Source organism: Sessilibacter sp. MAH3, from assembly GCF_054658275.1.
The window spans coordinates 96,269-116,237 of record NZ_BAAGIE010000005.1; the positions used below are offsets into that span (position 1 = coordinate 96,269).

At 43.5% G+C, this 19,969-nt stretch carries 16 protein-coding genes; 9 read left to right on the top strand and 7 right to left on the bottom strand.

What is annotated here, in order from left to right:
• Positions 1 to 2 precede the first annotated feature (2 nt).
• The 5 genes from ACYQ2C_RS04775 to ACYQ2C_RS04795 all read left to right on the top strand — a co-directional run bounded on the left by ACYQ2C_RS04775 (position 3) and on the right by ACYQ2C_RS04795 (position 4,291).
• Positions 3 to 1,007, top strand: a complete 1,005-nt coding sequence (locus tag ACYQ2C_RS04775; protein ID WP_460050481.1) for an ABC transporter permease subunit — start codon at positions 3 to 5, stop codon at positions 1,005 to 1,007.
• A 7-nt stretch (positions 1,008 to 1,014) separates the two neighbouring features.
• The gene (locus tag ACYQ2C_RS04780; protein WP_460100273.1) at positions 1,015 to 1,908 is read left to right on the top strand and encodes an ABC transporter permease subunit; all 894 of its coding nucleotides are present in this window, start codon (positions 1,015 to 1,017) and stop codon (positions 1,906 to 1,908) included.
• A gap of 3 nt (positions 1,909 to 1,911) precedes the next feature.
• On the top strand, positions 1,912 to 2,739 hold the full coding sequence (locus ACYQ2C_RS04785) for an ABC transporter ATP-binding protein (protein ID WP_460100275.1): 828 nt from the start codon (positions 1,912 to 1,914) through the stop codon (positions 2,737 to 2,739).
• 14 nt (positions 2,740 to 2,753) lie between these two features.
• Entirely contained in the window at positions 2,754 to 3,572 is an 819-nt protein-coding gene (locus ACYQ2C_RS04790; RefSeq protein ID WP_460100279.1) for a dipeptide ABC transporter ATP-binding protein, read from the top strand.
• Positions 3,573 to 3,868: 296 nt separating this feature from the next.
• Entirely contained in the window at positions 3,869 to 4,291 is a 423-nt protein-coding gene (locus ACYQ2C_RS04795) for a group II truncated hemoglobin (protein ID WP_460100282.1), read from the top strand.
• 268 nt (positions 4,292 to 4,559) lie between these two features.
• Here ACYQ2C_RS04795 and ACYQ2C_RS04800 read toward each other — a convergent pair whose 3' ends face one another.
• Positions 4,560 to 5,081, bottom strand: coding sequence for a hypothetical protein (locus ACYQ2C_RS04800; protein ID WP_460050476.1), 522 nt, complete (start codon positions 5,079 to 5,081; stop codon positions 4,560 to 4,562).
• A 30-nt stretch (positions 5,082 to 5,111) separates the two neighbouring features.
• On the bottom strand, positions 5,112 to 6,167 hold the full coding sequence (locus ACYQ2C_RS04805; RefSeq protein ID WP_460100286.1) for an extracellular catalytic domain type 2 short-chain-length polyhydroxyalkanoate depolymerase: 1,056 nt from the start codon (positions 6,165 to 6,167) through the stop codon (positions 5,112 to 5,114).
• A 498-nt stretch (positions 6,168 to 6,665) separates the two neighbouring features.
• Between ACYQ2C_RS04805 and ACYQ2C_RS04810 the strand changes: the two genes are divergently transcribed.
• A complete protein-coding gene (locus tag ACYQ2C_RS04810) occupies positions 6,666 to 7,559 on the top strand; it encodes a DMT family transporter (RefSeq protein ID WP_460100289.1) in 894 nt (297 codons plus the stop codon).
• Positions 7,560 to 7,584: 25 nt separating this feature from the next.
• Here ACYQ2C_RS04810 and ACYQ2C_RS04815 read toward each other — a convergent pair whose 3' ends face one another.
• On the bottom strand, positions 7,585 to 8,259 hold the full coding sequence (locus ACYQ2C_RS04815) for a DsbA family oxidoreductase (protein ID WP_460100292.1): 675 nt from the start codon (positions 8,257 to 8,259) through the stop codon (positions 7,585 to 7,587).
• A 256-nt stretch (positions 8,260 to 8,515) separates the two neighbouring features.
• Positions 8,516 to 10,075: a diguanylate cyclase gene (locus ACYQ2C_RS04820; protein WP_460100295.1), complete on the bottom strand. Its 1,560-nt coding sequence runs from the start codon at positions 10,073 to 10,075 to the stop codon at positions 8,516 to 8,518.
• A 435-nt stretch (positions 10,076 to 10,510) separates the two neighbouring features.
• On the opposite strand from ACYQ2C_RS04820, the gene ACYQ2C_RS04825 reads away from it, so the two are divergent.
• On the top strand, positions 10,511 to 14,056 hold the full coding sequence (locus ACYQ2C_RS04825; RefSeq protein WP_460100297.1) for a sensor histidine kinase: 3,546 nt from the start codon (positions 10,511 to 10,513) through the stop codon (positions 14,054 to 14,056).
• 131 nt (positions 14,057 to 14,187) lie between these two features.
• Here ACYQ2C_RS04825 and ACYQ2C_RS04830 read toward each other — a convergent pair whose 3' ends face one another.
• The 3 genes from ACYQ2C_RS04830 to acs all read right to left on the bottom strand — a co-directional run bounded on the left by ACYQ2C_RS04830 (position 14,188) and on the right by acs (position 17,859).
• Entirely contained in the window at positions 14,188 to 14,343 is a 156-nt protein-coding gene (locus tag ACYQ2C_RS04830; RefSeq protein ID WP_460050464.1) for a hypothetical protein, read from the bottom strand.
• Positions 14,344 to 14,982: 639 nt separating this feature from the next.
• Positions 14,983 to 15,672 (bottom strand): response regulator transcription factor, encoded by a 690-nt coding sequence (locus ACYQ2C_RS04835; protein ID WP_460050462.1) that lies wholly within the window; start codon positions 15,670 to 15,672, stop codon positions 14,983 to 14,985.
• Positions 15,673 to 15,906: 234 nt separating this feature from the next.
• Positions 15,907 to 17,859, bottom strand: a complete 1,953-nt coding sequence (acs, locus tag ACYQ2C_RS04840) for an acetate--CoA ligase (RefSeq protein ID WP_460050460.1) — start codon at positions 17,857 to 17,859, stop codon at positions 15,907 to 15,909.
• Between the two features lie 377 nt (positions 17,860 to 18,236).
• Here acs and ACYQ2C_RS04845 point away from each other — a divergent pair, with 377 nt between their 5' ends.
• Both ACYQ2C_RS04845 and ACYQ2C_RS04850 read left to right on the top strand, forming a co-directional pair.
• On the top strand, positions 18,237 to 19,610 hold the full coding sequence (locus ACYQ2C_RS04845) for a DcaP family trimeric outer membrane transporter (RefSeq protein ID WP_460050458.1): 1,374 nt from the start codon (positions 18,237 to 18,239) through the stop codon (positions 19,608 to 19,610).
• An 80-nt stretch (positions 19,611 to 19,690) separates the two neighbouring features.
• Entirely contained in the window at positions 19,691 to 19,957 is a 267-nt protein-coding gene (locus ACYQ2C_RS04850; protein ID WP_460050456.1) for a DUF4212 domain-containing protein, read from the top strand.
• Positions 19,958 to 19,969 lie beyond the last annotated feature (12 nt).

Genomic DNA, 19,969 nt, shown 5'->3' on the forward strand with positions numbered 1-19,969 from the left:
TGATGCTACGGTTTTTATTGGGGCGCCTCGCTATGCTGGTGCCCACGTTTTTAGGCGTAACCTTGGTTGCGTTTTCGTTTATCCGGCTATTGCCCGGTGATCCCATTGAATTACTTGCCGGTGAGCGTGGTATTAATCCCGAGCGTAAAGCCCAGCTCATGGCAGAAATGGGCTTTGATCAACCTCTTTGGAAACAATATCTCGATTATTTAGGCAATATTCTGCAAGGTGATTTGGGGACGTCATTTGCCTCCAAACAACCGGTTGTCGATGAGTTCTTTGCCTTATTTCCCGCTACGGTAGAACTTTCTCTTTGCGCGATTTTTCTTGCAGTCGTTATTGGTATTCCACTCGGTGTTATTGCCGCGACTAAACGCGGCACCTTTATCGATCAATCGATCATGGGAACGGCCTTGGTGGGTTACTCCATGCCGATTTTCTGGTGGGGGTTGCTGCTGATTATTTTCTTCTCCGGCACCCTCGGATGGACGCCGGTATCTGGTCGGATTTCTCTGTTGTATTTTTTTGAGCCGGTTACCGGATTTATGTTGATCGATAGTTTGCTATCCGGTGAAGAAGGCGCTTTTGCCTCGGCGATTCAACATCTTATTTTACCGTCCATAGTGTTAGCGACGATTCCATTGGCGGTTATTGCTCGTCAAACCCGCTCGGCAATGCTTGAAGTTATGGGTGAAGACTATGTGCGAACCGCGCGCGCTAAAGGTTTATCACCGTTTCGTGTCATTGGTGTTCACGCGTTGCGAAATGCCATGATTCCGGTTATCACAACCATTGGTTTGCAAATTGGCGTGATGTTGGCCGGTGCTATTTTGACGGAGACCATTTTCTCGTGGCCGGGAATCGGTAAGTGGTTAATCGACTCGATTACGCGTCGAGATTATTTTGTGGTGCAGGGCGCGTTATTGTTGATCGCGGCAATTATTATGATTGTGAATTTAATCGTAGACGTGTTGTACGGTCTAATTAATCCACGGATTCGAGGATAAGTAGGAAATGGCGACTGAATCTTCCTTGGAATTAAACCGGCCAAGCGCGCTTGCGGAATTCTGGTTTTATTTTTCTCAAAACAAAGGCGCAGTAATTGGTTTGGCTGTGTTTTTACTGTTGGTGTTTGTGGCGTTGTTAGCTCCTGTATTTGCACCTCATGCTCCTGATTTTCAATATCGTGATTATTTCTTGTTACCACCCAGTTGGATTGAGGGCGGCAACAGCGACTTCTTGTTAGGTACCGACGCTGTTGGTCGAGACATTCTTTCACGATTGATTTATGGCGCACGCTACTCCTTATTTATTGGTTGTGTCGTGGTTGCCATTGCTTTAATTGGCGGCGTGGTTTTAGGTTTAACGGCTGGTTACTGCAAAGGCTGGGTTGATACCTTAATCATGCGCATTATGGATATCATCCTCGCGTTCCCATCGTTATTGTTGGCGTTGGTTTTGGTTGCTGTTTTAGGCCCGGGCTTAGTTAACGCCATGATAGCCATTGCGCTGGTATTGCAACCGCATTTTGTTCGCTTAACTCGTGCAGCGGTATTATCGGAAGCCGGGCGTGATTATGTGATGGCGGCAAAAGTCGCTGGTAGTGGTCATTTACGGTTAATGTTTTACACCATCTTGCCGAATTGTTTGGCTCCTTTAATTGTACAAGCTACCTTGTCATTTTCTTCGGCAATTTTAGATGCTGCGGCGCTTGGTTTCTTGGGAATGGGCGCGCAACCGCCTACACCTGAGTGGGGCACCATGTTGGCTGAAGCTCGCGAATTTATTTTGCGCGCGTGGTGGGTTGTTACATTTCCCGGTTTGGCGATTCTAATTACCGTTTTAGCCATCAACTTATTTGGCGACGGACTTCGCGACGCCCTTGATCCAAAATTAAAGCGGAGCTGATTGATGCCTTTATTAGAAATAGAAAATCTCCGTGTTGAATTCGATACCTCCTCCGGTGTGTTTCGCGCTCTCGATGGCGTGAGCTATACCATTGATCCGGGTGAGGTGCTTGCCATTGTTGGTGAATCCGGTTCCGGTAAATCCGTGGCTATGTTGGCGTTAATGGGCTTACTTCCCAAAACCGCAAAAGTTAGCGCCGATAAATTATTATTTAATGGTCAAGACCTAAAAACATTAAACCCAAAGCAGCGCCGTAAATTAATTGGCAGCGAAATCGCGATGATTTTCCAAGAGCCAATCGCCAGTTTAAATCCGTGTTTTAACGTTGGTTTTCAGTTAAATGAAGCGTTAAAAACCCACACAGATTTGGGCAAAGCCGCACGTAGAGATCGCTGCTTAGAGTTATTAAACGACGTTGGCATTCCCGATCCAAAATCGCGTTTAAAGTCATATCCGCATCAAATGTCGGGCGGTCAATGTCAGCGAGTGATGATTGCTATGGCAATTGCGTGTTCACCAAAATTGCTGATCGCCGATGAGCCTACAACTGCGCTTGATGTAACCATTCAAAGGCAAATCTTAGAATTGTTGATGAATCTTCAGCAGCAAACCAAAATGGCGTTGATAATGATTACCCACGATATGGGTGTTGTCGCACAAACCGCCGATCGCGTGATTGTTCAATACAAAGGCAAATTAATGGAAGAGGCACCGGTATTGGATTTATTTGAGTCGCCGAAAAACCCTTATACCAAGGCGCTGTTATCAGCGCTGCCTGAAAATGCTACTGGCGATCGTTTGCCTACGGTAGCTGATTTTGTTCAAGCGTAAGGTGATCGATTAAAATGACTCAGCCGGTATTAAAAGCAGAAAATATTACTCGCGATTATCACGTTAAAGGTGGTCTTTGGGGAAAATCAAAAACCGTTAATGCACTAAAAGGTATTAATTTTGAAGTGCACGAAGGTAAAACTCTAGCCATCGTTGGTGAATCGGGTTGTGGTAAATCCACTTTGGCTCGCATTTTAACCTTAATTGATCCCGCGACTTCGGGTGATTTAAAAATCGATGGTCAGTCCGTTAATATTGCTAAAACTAAATTGACCCCAGAGCTTCGTCAGAAGGTCCAAATCGTCTTTCAAAATCCCTATGGCTCGCTAAATCCTCGGCAAAAAATCGGCAAGGTATTAGAAGAACCTTTGTTGTTAAACACCAAAAAAACCGCTGGTGAGCGCAAAAAGTTAGCCGATGAAATGTTGGTAAAAGTGGGTTTAGGGCCAGAGCATTATCACCGTTATCCGCACATGTTTTCGGGCGGTCAGCGTCAGCGTATTGCCATTGCTCGCGCCTTGATGTTAACACCGAGATTACTCGTGTTGGATGAACCTGTCTCAGCGTTGGATTTGTCGGTACAGGCACAAATTCTGAATTTATTGGCAGACCTTCAAGAAGAACTAAACCTAACCTACGTGTTTATCAGTCACGATTTATCGGTCGTAAAATACATCGCCGATGAAGTGTTAGTTATGTACTTTGGCGAAGTTGTAGAACATCGCAGCCGCGACGAAATCTTTGCCAATCCCCAACACGAATACACACAAACGCTATTTGCCGCAACACCCAGAGCAGATGTTGAATCAATTCGCGAACGTCTCGCAAACTAAACTTCTTCAATTCAGATAACTCAAACCCGTTTTGAGTTATCTTTCTTTTCGAGTGACCAGTTTTTAAAAGCAGCTATAGGAATCTCAATCACTTACACTTCTTGAAATTGGCGACACATCCTTGTGTCGCGAGAAACTCTAGGTTAATCAGAGTTTCCTATAACTTTTGTTGGTTTTTCTCTTCAGTAACAACCATCTTTATCGATAACTTTTGACCGAAAACATGTTTTTTGGCAAACAAATTGATACTGCTGTAAGCGTGTTGTTGTAATGTGTAAATTTTAGGGAGTACTTCTGTGGTACATGTTGAATCAATTTCTTACGGCAATGGCGATGCAACCTATCAAGCGGCAGGCGGGTTAGAGGGAATTACTCGGTTGGTCAATCGTTTTTATGATTATATGGAGACGCTCCCAGAGGCCAAATTTGTTCGCGATATGCACCCAGAAGATTTGAGCCTTTCTCGCCAAAAATTAATTTATTTTTTGTCGGGTTGGATGGGTGGCCCAAAGTTGTATAAAGAGCATTTTGGTTCTATTTCAATTCCGGTTGCACACAAGCATTTGCCAGTTGATATGGATGGCAAAAACGCTTGGCTGTTGTGCATGAAAAAAGCGTTGGCTGATGAGTTTTATCCGGATGATTTTCAGAAGTACATTATCGACAAACTTTCTATTCCTGCCGAAAGTATTCGTCTTATGTGCGAACCGCAAAAATAAATTTTCTGCCATGGTATGGAAGATGTAATAAAAAAAGGCTCTGATAAAACCAGAGCCTTTTTAGTATTCTGTGAATGGTTAAAAACTTTAGGAAGCTCTGATTAACCTAGAGTTTCTCGCGACACAAGGATGTGTCGCCAATTTCAAGAACTGTAAGTGATTGAAATTGTGAAGAAATTGGAAATCACATTTTCAATTTCTGCCCTCTGATTAAATCATGGATGAGTTAATCAGAGGTTCCTTTAAGAGTCTTTAACTTATTAGCGCTTTATTTCTTCGGCAAAGTTTTTTCCAATGTGCTTTGCAACCAAGCAACGTAAGCGGTTTGAATAGAACCCATTAACGACGCTTGTGCGTTAACATCTTTTTGAATTTGTTCAAATCCATCAAGGTTTTTGTTAATAACGGCGGCTAGGTTTTGTTGGGGCGATGCGCCTGCTTTAAATGCGGTCATGCTGTCGCTGATGTCTTTAACCGAATCGATAAGAAGCTTTTGTTGTGACTCAGTTAATTTTTTGAAGCTGGTACTTTGCACGTCTAAAAAATCGGTCATGCAGCTTTGGATATTAGCAGGATCGTTTTTTTGCGAAAAAAATCCCATCCAATCTGTTTTCGAAAAAAACTGCATAAATTGTTCGTTGATTTGAACGAATGTTTGCATTGGATTAAATGCATTTTTTAATAAATTCATTTCTTCCATAGAGGTTTTCATCACTTGATTAGCTCTTTCAAGAGCTGCTTTCAGGTCTTTGTCCATCGAAAGGTCTGGCATTTGAGTTAGCGCATTCATAATAAGCTCCAATTCAGAAAAGGATTTTAATTAATTTACGGGCTCCGCGAGACGATCAATCATCGCCCTTACGGCCGATAACTGCGGAGCGTGTTTACTGTAAAAATCGGGTTCAGATTTATTGGGTTGAGAATATCCCCAAAAATCCCAGCAGCCTTGGGGGTTAAACGGATCTTTCGATGACGGTTCGACCTGTGGATACAGCATGACAATGTCATTGGCATCGGCGATCTGATTGTAACCGGTGCCCATGTAGTATTGGTCGCCGATTTCGGTATAGCCCTGTAAACAGCCGTGATACACAACGTGCAGCCTACAGCCTCCTTCGCGACAGCCTTCGGGAATATAGACAAACGCAGAATCACTCATGCTAGTGTTACCGCTTTTGATAAATTCCGTCTGATCGAATTCAACAATTGCTTGAGCAACTTCTGCTGCCGGTTCGGACAAGCCCGAATATAAATGATTTAGAATGTCTTTCGCTTGATAAATGTCACAGTCGTTGATGAACGGCTTTTCAGTTACGGCGCATTCCTTATTACCAAAACTGGTGGTAACTATGGCGTGACCTGCGTCAACGTCGGTGACGTATTCAATAGCGTCTTTGTTTATACCAAGATCAAGAAAATATTGGTAAGTTTGATCCATAACGGTTGTGGTAACGGTGTGGTCGGCCTTGCCATTAAATAGATAGATTTTGTCATCCACTAAATTGGTGATTGAATCTATGTCGCCTTTTTCTGCAAGTTGGCGCGTCAAACTAGATAGATGCGGAGTGTTTGGGCCTGAGCTGTGAGTTAGCGGGTTCATGCAAGAACCGGTGGCGTTTTGTACATGGGATTGGAAATCCCAAGATAGGGCGCATAGGTAAGGGCCGCCCGCGATAATGCCTGCTCCCGACATAATTTGTGAATTAACTATGTACAGTTGTGACGCCATAAATGCGCCCGATGATAATCCGGAAACAGTTACGTCATTGAGCTTAACGCCAAGAGCTGGCAGTTTATCGGGTTGCGCGTTCACGGTATGTGCGCACAGTAATAAATGTGCGGAGCATACAATAGCAATAGCTTGAATTGGTTTCATAGAATGCCCTAGATTTTAATTATTGTAATATTGCTTTTTGATAAAAAACTCCCAGTGGTAGGAGTTTTTGACGACACATGCACAGGTCGTCAATTTCGATAACCGTAAGTTATTGAAATTACGGAGAAATTGAAAGTCGTACTTTCAATTTCTGCCCTCGGACTAAATTGTAGATGGATTAATCAGAGTTTTTCTATTGATACATCAAGGTGTAATTGCTGCGATATAACGTGGTAAATATGCTTTATAAAAGTAGAACAATCAAAACAAAAATTATAGGTGTAATCCATAGGGTTAATATTGAATATTATTGCATTAAAAATTATTTTTTTAGGATCTAAAAATTTTGCCAGCTATGTGGCTAGGCATTATGTCAGTAGAAATTATTGGCTTTTGTTTCGATACTGATATTTTTATAAATTTCTGTATGCTTGTTTATGACTTAATGAAGTAAGATAACAATCTCAAAATAACTAAAACAAGAGAGAGGGTAGAGGTTTGAAACTGATCGTAAGCGTTGTGTTTGCTTTAATTGCTTTTGCAGGCAACTCGGTATTGTGCCGTTTAGCATTACTGGCAAATCCTACTGCTCAGATTGATGCAGCAAGTTTCACCTCGGTTAGGCTCATCTCTGCGGCTATTACTTTACTGGTTCTGATTCAGTTTACTCAATCCGAAAAGCCCAGCAATAAAGCCTTTTGGCGAGAAGTCCTTGCGGGATATACTTCAAAGAAAGGTCTGGGGTTGTGGTATTTGTTTATCTACGCGGCCTGTTTTTCTTTCGCATACATTTCTCTCGATACCGGTATCGGTGCATTGCTACTCTTTTCTACCGTTCAAATTACCATGATATCCATTAGCCTATTTCGAGGTGCTCGTCTGAGTATTTTGGAGTGGTTGGGTTTGCTGTTGGCCGCAGCTGGATTTGTGGCCCTAGTTTGGCCGGATCTAACCTCGCCTCAGTGGCAACCGTCGTTGTTAATGATTATTGCGGGTTTAGGCTGGGCCATGTATACGCTGGCCGGTAAAGGCTCGGTGAATCCGCTTCGCGAAACCGGTCTTCATTTTATTAGAACGGTACCTCTTTGCATTGCCTTGAGTGTGTTTTTTCTTGCCGGTAGAAGTATGACCTTAGAGGGCGCCTTGCTGGCAATTACTTCTGGCGCAATTACCTCTGGCTGCGGATACGCGATTTGGTATTCTGCTTTGCGGCATTTAAACACCACGCAAGCTGCTGTATTACAGTTATTGGTGCCTGTTTTGGCTGCGGTCGCCGGTGTGATATTTGCGGGTGAATTACTCGACCTACATTTTTACATCACATCCAGCATGATTTTAGGTGGTGTTGCAATCGTGATTATAACGGGAGCAAAACTTCGCGCTCGAACCTAGTGGTTAAAGCGCGTTAGTTTGAAGATTATTCGGCTTCGGTAACAAGCTGATTTTGTTCGGCAAATAGCGTGTTGATAACCTCAATAAATTGTTCAGGTTCTTGTGCGCCATTGACCAAATATTTTTTGTTAAACACAAACGATGGTACGGAGTTAATGCCAGCCGATGCCCACAGTTGCTTTTCTTTTTTCACGGCACCGATGATGGTTTCGTCGTGCAGTGCTTTTTGCGCTTCATTTAGGTTGAGACCAACCTCTTCGCACGCGGCCAATAACACGTTTTCGTCGTTAATATTTTTGTTGTCTGAAAAGTTGTACTCAAATAATTTGAGTTTCAATTCGGTTTGTTTGTTGTAACGCTGAGCCCAATGTAATAACACGTGTGCATTATTGGTGTCGTACATTTTAAAATCCGACCCAATATTAAATTCAAAATTAAATTTGGCGCCAATGGCCTTAAGTTTATTCGCAAAATTTAATGAATCTTGTTCAGACATATTGTATTTGCGTTTTAAATTATCCAGTAACAGTTCACCATCTTCTGGAAGCCCAGGGTTTAATGCAAATGGTTGCCACTGGATTTTAATTTTGTCAGCGTTGGGAATGTTTGACAGTGCTTGTTGTAATTTTTTATAGCCAACAATGCACCATGGGCAAGTAACGTCTGAAATAATATCGATTCTAATTTCTGTGGTCGTCACGTTGGCCTCCAATACCGGTAAGATTTTGATTGCTACACATGTTAGATTCCATTCCTGACGACGGTGATTAATACTCAATTGAGGTTGAGTTAGGCCGCAGGAGAACTAGCCGTGTAGAACTCCTTTTGATAAATAATTAGTAGGTTACTTTAGCAGTTTTATCAATAACTTTAAACGAGAGTTGAATGTTGGTTCACACAAACTGCGAGTTTCCCCAGAATATCTATCCCGCTAAGATGGTTTATTCAGGCAATGATCAATGAGAAACGACTTGATTTCTTCCCAAAGTTTTAGCTTTATAGAGTGCGTCGTCGGCACGTTGAATGAGATCGTTTTCTGAGATATCCGACGCAGGATGATAAGCTGCCACACCAAAGCTTGCAGTCATCGAAAGCGCTTTCGGAAATTCATGGTGTTCGATAGCAGATTTTAACGACTCTGCCAGAGCAACCGCTTCACTCAGTGGTGTTTCGGTACTAAGAACAATGAATTCTTCGCCACCAAAACGCCCAACCATATCGACTTTTCGAATTCGATTATTAAGTACACTGGCGAATTCAACCAACACTCTATCGCCGATCAGGTGACCAAAGCTATCGTTCACTCTTTTGAAGTAATCTATATCGATAAAAATGACAGAAAAAGGACGGTCGTAACGTTTGGCCCTTTGTAACTCACTTTTGAGTTTTTTATCGATGAGGTTGCGGTTAGCAATTTGTGTGAGTGGATCGATAAATACTTTTGCTTCAAGAGATTTAGACTCCGATAAATCGCTGATGGAGCTAATGATTTTGATGTGGTCTTTGTAGTAGTAAGTTGTTAACTTAATATTTACAGGTATTTTTTTATTATTCTTGTTGAGTACAAAAATGTCATTCTTGTTATCCACTTGCACCATATTTTTAGAGTTGCTTTGGCTTTTAAGTACCTGATTTGCTATGTTTTCAATGTAACTGTCGCGAAGAATTTTGTGGGTAATTTTGCCACTGGGATCATTGGCGACTAAGTCTTCAATGGTGAGTTCTTTGAGTTCCGATTTTGTATAGCCAAATAAATTTTCGGCCAGAGAATTATATTTAATAATTTTACCATCTTTGTTACTGATGATAATAGCGTCGGGAGTGGCCTCAAAAATAGCTTGAGCTTCTTTTAGTGCATCGTCACTTCGGCGATACAACACCAAAATTAACGAAGCTGCGATCAATAATGTTGGTTGTGAAATTAATAAAATAGCTTGTACGTTGGCTCTGCGCTCTTCGATATTTTTCTGATGAAATTCAGAGGCTAGGTGGAACTCTCTGTGAACCGCCTCACCGAGCTGCTCTACAGGCGACAAGTAAAGCAGTTCTTCTTCGTATAATATTTGAATGATTTGGCTGTTATCGAGTTTGACATCTTGTTTGAGCAAATTTATTTGATTGTTGAGTGTCGCCTCGTGTTTATTCAGAATTGACTCAATGACGTAGACCATTTCAAGCTGGTCTCTGAGCTTTAAAACACCTTTGAGACTGAGGAAATCTTGCTGAGCCTTTAATAAGCTCTCTTTCGCTATATAAGTTGCTCTTAGATTTTGTGATACAAGTGCTTTTGCATAATTTTTCAAAAATCCTTCGTAGGCAAAACTTTTTAGAAACCGATCGTATTTATCCGCGTGATCTTTGGCGATATAGGTGGATTCTACCCATTGTTTTTCAAGAAGTTGGATATTGCTGTTGAGCACGAACGTGTACAGAAGCAGCAGTAGATTCGCTGCAATGCAAATACCGCAGGCAATGAACAGTCTTTTCGATTTTTTTTCGTATTTTGTACTGTCCATTAAAAACTATCGTTGGTCCGTTCTTTATTCAATAGCAATTGTGCTATTGATGTTTAGGTAAAGCCTGACTTTTTGTAATGTTTATTTGGCGTGATAACCGTTGTATTTGATTTATCTAATCTACAAGTTTTGAGGCGTTAATCTATACTTTTTTTACGGTCATTTGATGTATTCCCATCCTTACTTCTTTGCAAATTTGGACTCTTTATCGTGTAAGTATAGACAGACTCTAGTGTGTTCTTAGTGTTTTTGAGGTTGTTATTTCTCAAAGTGTGCTCAACGTTTTAGTTAATCTGTTTTTGCTCTTTAGCTGCCGACCATGGTCTCATTTGCATTCCAAAATGCTAAAGTAAACTTTCCTGCATGCGTTACGAACCTGTATTCGTGAAATCTTCGCGTTGTTTTCGCGAAATCTATTTTTGTTAAGGTTTATTTTTGAACGGTCAGCTTTTATTACTCCTAGTTTGTATCTACGGCGGTCTTTTATTCGGTATTGCATGGCTGGCTGAACGCTATGGTCACAAATTGCAATTTAGCTGGTGGCGACCATTAATTTATGCACTTTCTTTAGGTGTGTATTGCAGCTCGTGGACATTTTTAGGCACGGTGGGCACGGCCGCCGACAGTGGCTGGTCGTTCTTGCCTATTTATCTTGGGCCAATTTTTATTTTATGGTTTGGCTGGCGATTTATTCGCAGGCTATTGGTTATTTCTGCTCGCAACAAAGTGACTTCTGTGGCCGATTTTATTGGCTCCCGTTACGGAAAAAATCAACCGTTAGCGGCTGCGGTAACCTTGGTTATGGTGCTGGGCACCTTGCCTTACATTGCCTTGCAGTTGCGAGCCGTAGTATTAGCTTGGTCGACGATCAACTGGGATATTAACCACGAGCAACTCGGCGATTACACCAGTTTGATTACAGCGTTGGTAATGGTTTGGTTTGCCATTTTATTTGGTACGCGTTTGTTTAACGAACCCGAGCGACTGCGCGGAATGCTCACGGCCGTTGCTACTGAATCGATTGTTAAGTTGGTTGCATTTGTATCGGTGGCGGTCTTTGCGTGGAGTCTTCTGGCGGGAGGTTCTTTTTGGAGTTGGCCAGATTTTAAAGCGCTGGGACAGTACCAAACCCAGCCGAATTTTTCGTGGGACCAGATTTTTACGCCTTCGTTTCTAACTCAGGTGATTGTTTCGGCGTTTGCGTTTGTTTGTTTACCACGTCAGTTTCATCTTATGGTGGTTGAGTACCATCAGCGCAGTGATCTTAGGTTTGTTCGCTGGCTAACACCGCTGTATTTAGCCGCGTTCGCCGTTTTTGCGCTGCCAATTACCTTTGCGGCGACTTACTTATTGTCGGGCCTTGATATCCCTTCAGACAGCTACGTGCTGCTATTACCCCAGTGGTTGCGCGCTGAAACCTTGGTGGCGGTAACCTTTTTGGGGGCCCTTTCTGCTGCGACCGGTATGGTGGTTGTGGCGACCGTTGCGCTGTCGATCATGATCGCCAATGAGTTAATCGTTCCTGCTTGGTTGTCTTTTAGCTCTCGGCGTGTACTTAAGCCGACTCACTTTGGTCGAGCATTACGTTTTATTCGACGCTTTTCAATATTGGTGGTGTTGTTATTAGCTTGGGCGCTGGAGCAGTCTTTCAGTACCGAAAGTGATTTGGCGTCGCTTGGCTTCTTGTCGTTTACTGCCGCCGCTCAGGTTATGCCTGCGTTAATTGCCGGCATGTATTGGTATCGCGGTCATTCAAAGGGTGTGCTGGCGGGTTTAGCCTTGGGAATGCTCTTTTGGCTTTACTGCTTGTTGGTTCCAACGTTATTAACGCATCATCACACGCTGATTGTTGACGGCCCCTGGGGAATTACGTGGTTGTCACCGCACAATTTGTTGGGCGGTGGTTTTTTAGATCCGCTCAGCCACGGTTTGATATGGAGCTTGGTGCCTAACTGTTTGGCTTTTTGGTTGGTCTCAAGGCGTTCTCATTTAAGTGCTCTGGATATTCGTCAGGCCGATGCATTTACGCAGGTTCGCTGGCCGGGTTCTCGTTCACAAGGTGACCGCGAACCTTCGGATATTGAAGTTCAGCAGTTGCAAGCGTTGGTGCAGCCATTGTTTGGTGCCGAGCGCACTCAAAATATTTGGCAACAACTTGAACACCAGCTCGGCCATCGATTGCTTCCCCACGATAAGGCGCCGTTTTTTGTGGTGCAAACTATCGAAGCCGAATTGGCAGCCATTATTGGTGCCATGTCTGCCCACCGTGCAATGCAACTCTTGGCACGTCAGCAGCCTCTACACTTGCAGGACTTTGTGTCGTTAGTAAGCGGTAGCTCACGTCAAATTCAGTTCAGTCAAACCCTGCTGCAAACCACGCTAGAAAATATTCCTCAAGGCATTAGCGTGGTTGATGAAGACCTGCGTTTGGTGGCCTGGAACCAGCCTTATCAAAACCTCTTTAACTATCCTCAGCGACTGCTCTATGTAGGATGCAGGATTGAGACAATCTACCAATTTAACGCCGAGCGCGGTTATTTGGGTGCCTCTAACGATGATAAAGGCTCAATGGATGCGGCCATTGAGCGGCGGTTGAATAATCTTAAGTCTGGTCAGCCATACTTGTTTAATCGCATTTTACCAAATGGCTTGGTTCTAGAGATTCGCGGAACACCGCTGGCTAACGGTGGTTATGTAACCACCTACACCGACATTACCGATCATCATCGAATATTGGCTCAACTCGAAGAAGCCAAACATCATTTGGAAGATCGTGTTGCGCAACGTACGGCCGAATTAACGGAGCTTAATGAGACGCTGCAAAAAGAAAATCGTTTGCGAGCCAAAATGGAAGGCGAGTTAAAAGCCGTTCACGCCAGTAAAAGTCGCTTTCTTGCTGCTGCCAGCCATGATCTTTTGCAACCCGTAAATGCCGCGCGTTTGTTTGTGTCATCGCTGTTAGAGAAGGTGAAAAAGCCGGATTTACAAGCCGATGATATGCGCCACGATCTTAAATATTTGGATGCAGCGCTCGGTTCAACCGAGCAATTGATCAGTACGTTGCGTGAAATTTCGCGTTTAAGTTCTGGTCGCGAACAAGCTCGTCGCGAGAATTTTGACATTCACCAAATTTTGGGGCCGCTTGCGTCTGAAGCCCAAGTATTAGCCGATGAAGCGGGTTTAGAGTTTTGTTGGGTACCAACCCATCAATGGGTTTATACCGATCCGCATTTATTGCGCCGGGTAGCGCAAAACTTTATCAGTAATGCACTGCGTTACACGAAAAAAGGTAAGGTTTTACTGGGTTGTCGCCGTAAGCAACAACACCTCGTGATTGAGGTTTGGGATACGGGCCCCGGTATTGATGCGCGCGATCGTGAAAAAATCTTTGAAGAGTTTGAACGCTTACCCGGCCATGTGAATGGTAACCAAGGTTTAGGCTTAGGGCTTTCTATCGTTAAAAGTATTTCGGATTTGTTGGGTCATGGCATTCATTTGGATTCTTGGCCTGGCTCAGGTTCGGTGTTTCGTATAACAGTACCTCTTGGCACCAAGCAGGCAGTGGCAACTCGGCGCGTGGTGGATACTCAGCTTTCTGGCGTGCATGTGTTGTGCATCGACAACGAAGAGCCAAATCGTGAGGGTATGCGTTCGCTTCTAGAGCAGTGGGGTTGTGTGGTCGAAACTGCCGCCGACCTAGGGCAGTGTTTGAGTCGGTGGGCGCATACCGAACCGCCGGAAATTATTCTGGCAGATTATCATTTGGATAACGAAACGGGCTTAGACGTTTTACAGGCGTTAACCTATCACTGGGGTTGTGAGCTATCGGCCATGATTATCAGTGCTGATAATTCGGAAGGGCTGCGCGGTGTGATCGCCGAGGCGGGATATGGATTTCTAGCCAAGCCAGTTCAACCGGCGGCGCTTCGAACCACGATACGTCAATTACTACGCAGAAAACAAATGGCCGATGCAGAATAGCTAAAATAGTAGTTACGAAATAGTAGCCACGAAATAGTCGTCACAAAATAGTGGTTACGATTAAGCCTTCTAACATTTTTAAAGTATCAGAAGGCTTAATTTAGCGACGCAGGTTTATTCAGGACGCTGTTTTATTGTGCTCGTTCGACGTTAATCCAATTGCCGTAAGGGCGAGTATCGGCAGCAAAATCACGGTTAAAAAATTCGATGCGCCAAGAATGGCTGCTGCAATAATTGCGCTCGCCCAACATAAGGCTTGCATTATTTTCTTGGAATTTTGTTGGCACTTTTGCATTGAATTTCCTTCAGAATTGGATCGATTGATAGGGCATTTTTATGTCGAGTAAAAATTAGGATGCACAAATTGATCGAAAGGTTTAATCGTTAATTTCTAAGATTATAAAAACTCGGATCGAGCTTGAGATGCTGGTGCTGTGCAGACGGGTAATAAAAGAGCCGGCGGGTAATGCGAGAAGATCTTTAGGAGTCTCTGATTAACTCATTCGTGATTGAATGGGAGGGCAAAAATGGACGACACGATTTCCAATTTCTTTGTAATTTCAACCACTTACAATTCTTGAAATTGGCGACACATCTTTGTGTCGCGAGAAACTCCAGGTTAATCAGAGCTTGCTTTGGATAATTTGAGACTAAATTCTTGATCATTTTTTTAATGATGAAGTATTCGCTGTTGAGACGTGAATTTGGATTCATCCGTTTCTTGTGGTAACTGTCTATGCAGGGATTTTTCGGTGCTGGATTGGCGGGTTTAGCTATAGTCGAAAACTGATGGGGAATACTTAGTACTCCGGAGTATGACTGATTTAGAAACTCCGGAGAGGTTAAATGAAGTTATCGCCTATGGATAAAAATTTCCTAAACGATAAGTGCAACTGTGGATTTATGGCTTACAGTGATCGTTGTTATTAGTGGCTAATTCGGTATTCTTCCAAATTTACCGGAGGTTTTACAGCTAATTGGCCTAGAGCGAGCACAACCTGTGTTCTTGAATTCACGCCCAGTTTTTTGAATATTTCCGTCATGTGTGCCTTAACGGTAGCTTCGGTAATGTTTAATTCCGCAGCGATTTGTTTATTCAATAAACCTTGGTAAACCATGCTGGCAACTCGAAACTGCTGTTGAGTGAGTTTTGATAAAGAATCAGCGATAGATTGTTCTTGATCAGAAATGGTTTGCGGGCCGTCACCAATATCTGGTTGCCATAAACCACCGGCCAATACCGTGTTAATGGCTTCACCCATATCGTTAAGGTCTGCACTTTTTGGTAAAAATCCTGCTGCTCCGTGGTCCATAGAACGACGAATGATTTCTGGCTCGCTGTGCGCAGACACCACCACAACTGGAATGTGTGAGAAGTGTGTCAGTACATAAATTAATGCACTGAAGCCTTCACAGCCTGGCATTTGCAAATCCAACAGTAACAGTTGGCTGCGCTGACCTTCGGCCTGAAGTAGCTCGGCAAGAGAGTTAAAATCCTCGGCTTCGCGAATATTCGTCTCAGGAAACAAACGCTCTATAGTGTTTTTTAGCGCCATTCGGAACAAGGGGTGGTCGTCGGCAATAATTACCTGCTCGACTGACGTTAGGCTTTGCATCAGTTACCCTCTTGCTGATCGCTTGTAATGATCAGAGTCTCGTTATATTACAAAATCTTATTATTGTGGGCGTAATGTCGACCTCAGTGTGTATTTCGCCTGTCTTTGGTCAAGAAATCAAGTGAAAAAGCTAACAGATGTGCAAAAAAGTGGTGGGCCAGATAGCTCACCACCGGAAGAGCACCTTGATAGCGGCGCTTATATTAGGGGAGGTAATCCAATTTTTGTAGGGTTTTAGCCCATCAATTCTTGGTGCCCATTGATCAAAGTATCAACAACTGCCGGGTCCATTAATGTTGAGGTATCACCCAAGTTTTCGTACTCGTTGGTAGCAATCTTACGCAAAATACGACGCATGATTTTACCCGAGCGAGTTTTCGGCAAGCCCGGAGCCCACTGAATGAAATCTGGCGTGGCAATTGGGCCGATTTCAGAGCGTACCCATTTAACCAACTCTTTTTTCATGTCGTCGGTAGGTTCAACACCGGCAATTAAGGTTACGTATACGTAAATACCTTGGCCTTTGATGTCGTGAGGAACGCCCACAACCGCGGCTTCGGCAACACTTTCGTGTGCAACCATAGCGCTTTCGATTTCGGCGGTGCCCATGCGGTGACCGGAAACGTTCAGTACGTCATCCACACGGCCGGTGATCCAATAGTCGCCATCGGCATCGCGACGAGCACCGTCACTGGTGAAGTAATAACCTTCAAAGGTTGAGAAATAGGTTTCGATAAAGCGTTCGTGATCACCGTAGATGGTGCGCATTTGTGATGGCCAGCTGTCGCAAATAACAAGGCTGCCAGATGCTTCGCCTTCTAGCACTTTACCGTCGCTATCCAGTAGCGCTGGTTGAATACCAAAGAACGGTTTTGTTGCTGAACCTGGTTTTAAATCGGTTACGCCGGGTAATGGGGTTAACATCATGCCGCCGGTCTCGGTTTGCCACCAAGTATCCATAATTGGGCATTTCGAATGACCGAATTTTTCGTAGAACCAACGCCATGCTTCTGGGTTGATTGGCTCACCTGCGGTCGCAAGAATTTTTACACTCTCAAGCGATGCGCCGGCAACAGGTTCGTCGCCATGTGCCATTAATGCGCGAATGGCGGTTGGCGCGGTATAGACGATATTGATTTTGTATTTGTCGATAAGGCGAGCCATACGACCAGAGTCTGGATAGTTTGGAACCCCTTCGTACATCACACAGGTCGCGCCATTGCTTAATGGTCCGTACACGGCGTAGCTGTGGCCAGTAATCCAACCGATATCAGCCATACACCAGTAGATTTCTTCGCCGGTGTAGTTGAATGCGTACTGGTGAGTCAATGAGGTATAAACGGCGTAGCCGCCCGCGGTGTGAAGAACTCCTTTTGGCTTACCGGTAGAACCGGAGGTATAAAGCAAAAATAGCGGGTCTTCGGCATTTACAATTGTTGCCGGACAATCAGTGCTTTGTGAGTCGGCTAATTCTTTGAAATCTACGTCGCGACCGTCAACAACAGGAGCTTCGCCGCCGGTGTGTTTTAAAACAATAACGTTTTTAACCAAACCTTGTGGGCAAATTTCAACGGCTTTATCAACGTTAGCTTTTAATGGTACCGCTTTGCCTGCGCGCCAGCCTTGATCGGCGGTAACGACATATTCAGAAGAGCCATCGGCAATACGACCGGCAATGGCTTCTGGCGAGAAACCACCAAATACCACAGAGTGAACCGCACCGATGCGAGCGCAAGCCAGCATGGTAATGGTCATTTCGGGAACCATTGGTAAATAGACGGTAACAACATCGCCTTTTTTAACGCCTAGTGATTTTAGGCCATTGGCAAATTGATTGACGCGTTCTGATAAATCTTTGTAGGTGATAACACGGGTTTCGCCGTGCTCGGTGTCTGGTTCCCAATAGATGGCAACTTTATCGGGTGTTGTTTCAACGTGTCGGTCAAGCAGACTTTCTGTGACATTTAACTCGCCATCAGAAAACCAACGAATGTGTAAATCTTCTTTCTTGAAAGAGACATCTTTTACAACGGTAAAAGGCTTTCTCCAAACGATGCGATTTGCGTGCTCGGCCCAAAATGTTTCTGGGTCTTCAATGGACGCTTTATACATCTCTTCGTATTTCTCTGGCGACAGTAAAGCCGCTTCACGCATTTCTGCGCTGACCGGATAAATATCGTTGCTCATGTTTTTTGTCTCTACTAAACCCTGAAAAAATAACAAAAGTGCAAACTGGAAATTTTTATTGTTTGCCTTCCTTGTAATGGAAAAGAAATTAGCGATTTAAATTTTTTATTTTTATTCTTTTTAACAAAGGTTTTTTGTGATCAATCTTTATTCTTAAACAGTTTCCTCTAGAACAGGTGTTTTTATAATTAGACTTTTGTCTAAAGTTGCACTACACCTTTTTACAGCAATGAATTTTCTTCGTGTATCGGAAAAAAAGTTGCTACGACTTTCGTCGAATCTCGACCATCGGCTAATACTGTCGACGTCCAATAAACGTTAAAACTTACCCACACAATAAAAAAGATACACAATAATAATATACAAGGAGACCTAGCATGTCCGAACGTGCTTTTAATGCAGTTGTGCAAACACCTTACGTTGCAAACTCTAAGAGTTTGTCTTCTCAATCCTTCTCAAACGTTTTCAAAAAAAGCAAATTAAGCCTAGCCGTTGGTGTATGTGCTTGTTTGTTCGGTGCAGATACTTTTGCACAATCCTCTCAAGTAAACCAAAAGCTCGATGCTTTAGAGCAAGAAATTGCTGAGCTCAAAAAACAAATTCAAGAAAAAGAAGAAGACCAAGAGAAAAAAGGCGTCATCATTAAAAAAGGCACTCGCTTTCAATATGGCGGCTTTATTAAAGCAGATTTTATTGCTAACGATTATTCAGACGGCGATCGTGCAACAGCAAGTGTTGGTGATGATTTATTAGTTCCATCAACCATTCCTGTTGGCAACGATAATGCTCCAGACGATATTACGTTTGATTCACACGTAAAACACAGCCGTTTTTGGTTCAAAACCACCACCGATGTTGGTAATGGCCAAACAGTAAGCTCCTATGTAGAAACCGATTTTAACTCAGGCGTTGATGAGCGTATTACCAACCAAGCATCAAACGGCCTACGTCATGCATTTTTAACCTATAACTACAACAAGACCGATTCAATCGTTGTGGGTCAAACTTGGAGTACGTTCTTTAACGTAGCAGCACTACCAGAAGCTATCGACTTCGTCGGTCCAAGTGCGGGTACTCTATTTACTCGTCAACCACAAATTCGTTGGACTAAAGGTTTGGGTAACGGCACATCATTTATGTTAGCCCTAGAAAACCCATCATCAGGTCTTTACGACGGCGGCGCCGGTTTTGACAGTAACCAATTCGATAGCAACACCTTGCCAGACATAGTTGCGCGCTATAACGGTAAAGCCGGTAATCTTGATTATTCTCTTGCGGTTGTTGGTCGCGAAATTGCGTACAGCCAAGGTAGCCAAGAAGAAGACGAATACGGCGCAGCAATTAACTTTACCGGCGTTTATAAATTCGATGGCGGCGACAACATTCATTTCTCTCTAAGCCAAGGTACTCTTGGTCGATACATTGCGCTTGCGGGTTTCCGTGACGGTGCAATTGAAGCCGATGGCGATATCGACTTAATTGACGTAACCGGTGGCTTTATTTCTTATCAACATTTCTGGGATAAAAAATGGCGCAGTACTTTTACCTATGCGTACAGTACAGCGGATAACCCAGATTCAGTCGGCGGAAATGTTAATAAAACGCTTTCTAACGCAAACGTTTCTTTAATGTATTCACCTGTACCAAAGTTAACCTTCGGTGTTGCTTACGAGTACGCAGAGCGCGAACTTGAAAGTGGCGTTGACGGTGATCTAAACCGCTTACAGTTCACCAGTAAGTGGGTCTTCTAAAAAACTATAAAAATAAATACCCAATCTCTTCTTATAGGTATTTGCAGTATTTCTAACAACAATTATTAGAGGAAGTATGTATGGCCTTTCAGTCTGAAGCGGACGCAAAGTCCTACTGGAAAGAAAACATCTCTCTGGTCATCAAATTAATGGTGGTTTGGTTTGTAGTTTCTTTTGGGTGTGGGATTTTGTTTGTTGATGCACTTAATAACATTTCAATCGGGGGGTACAAGCTCGGATTTTGGTTCGCTCAGCAAGGGGCCATCTACGTGTTTGTTGTACTCACATTTGTTTACTCCGCATTAATGGGCAAACTTGATCGTAAATACGGCGTAGACGACGTATAAGTGAGGTAACAA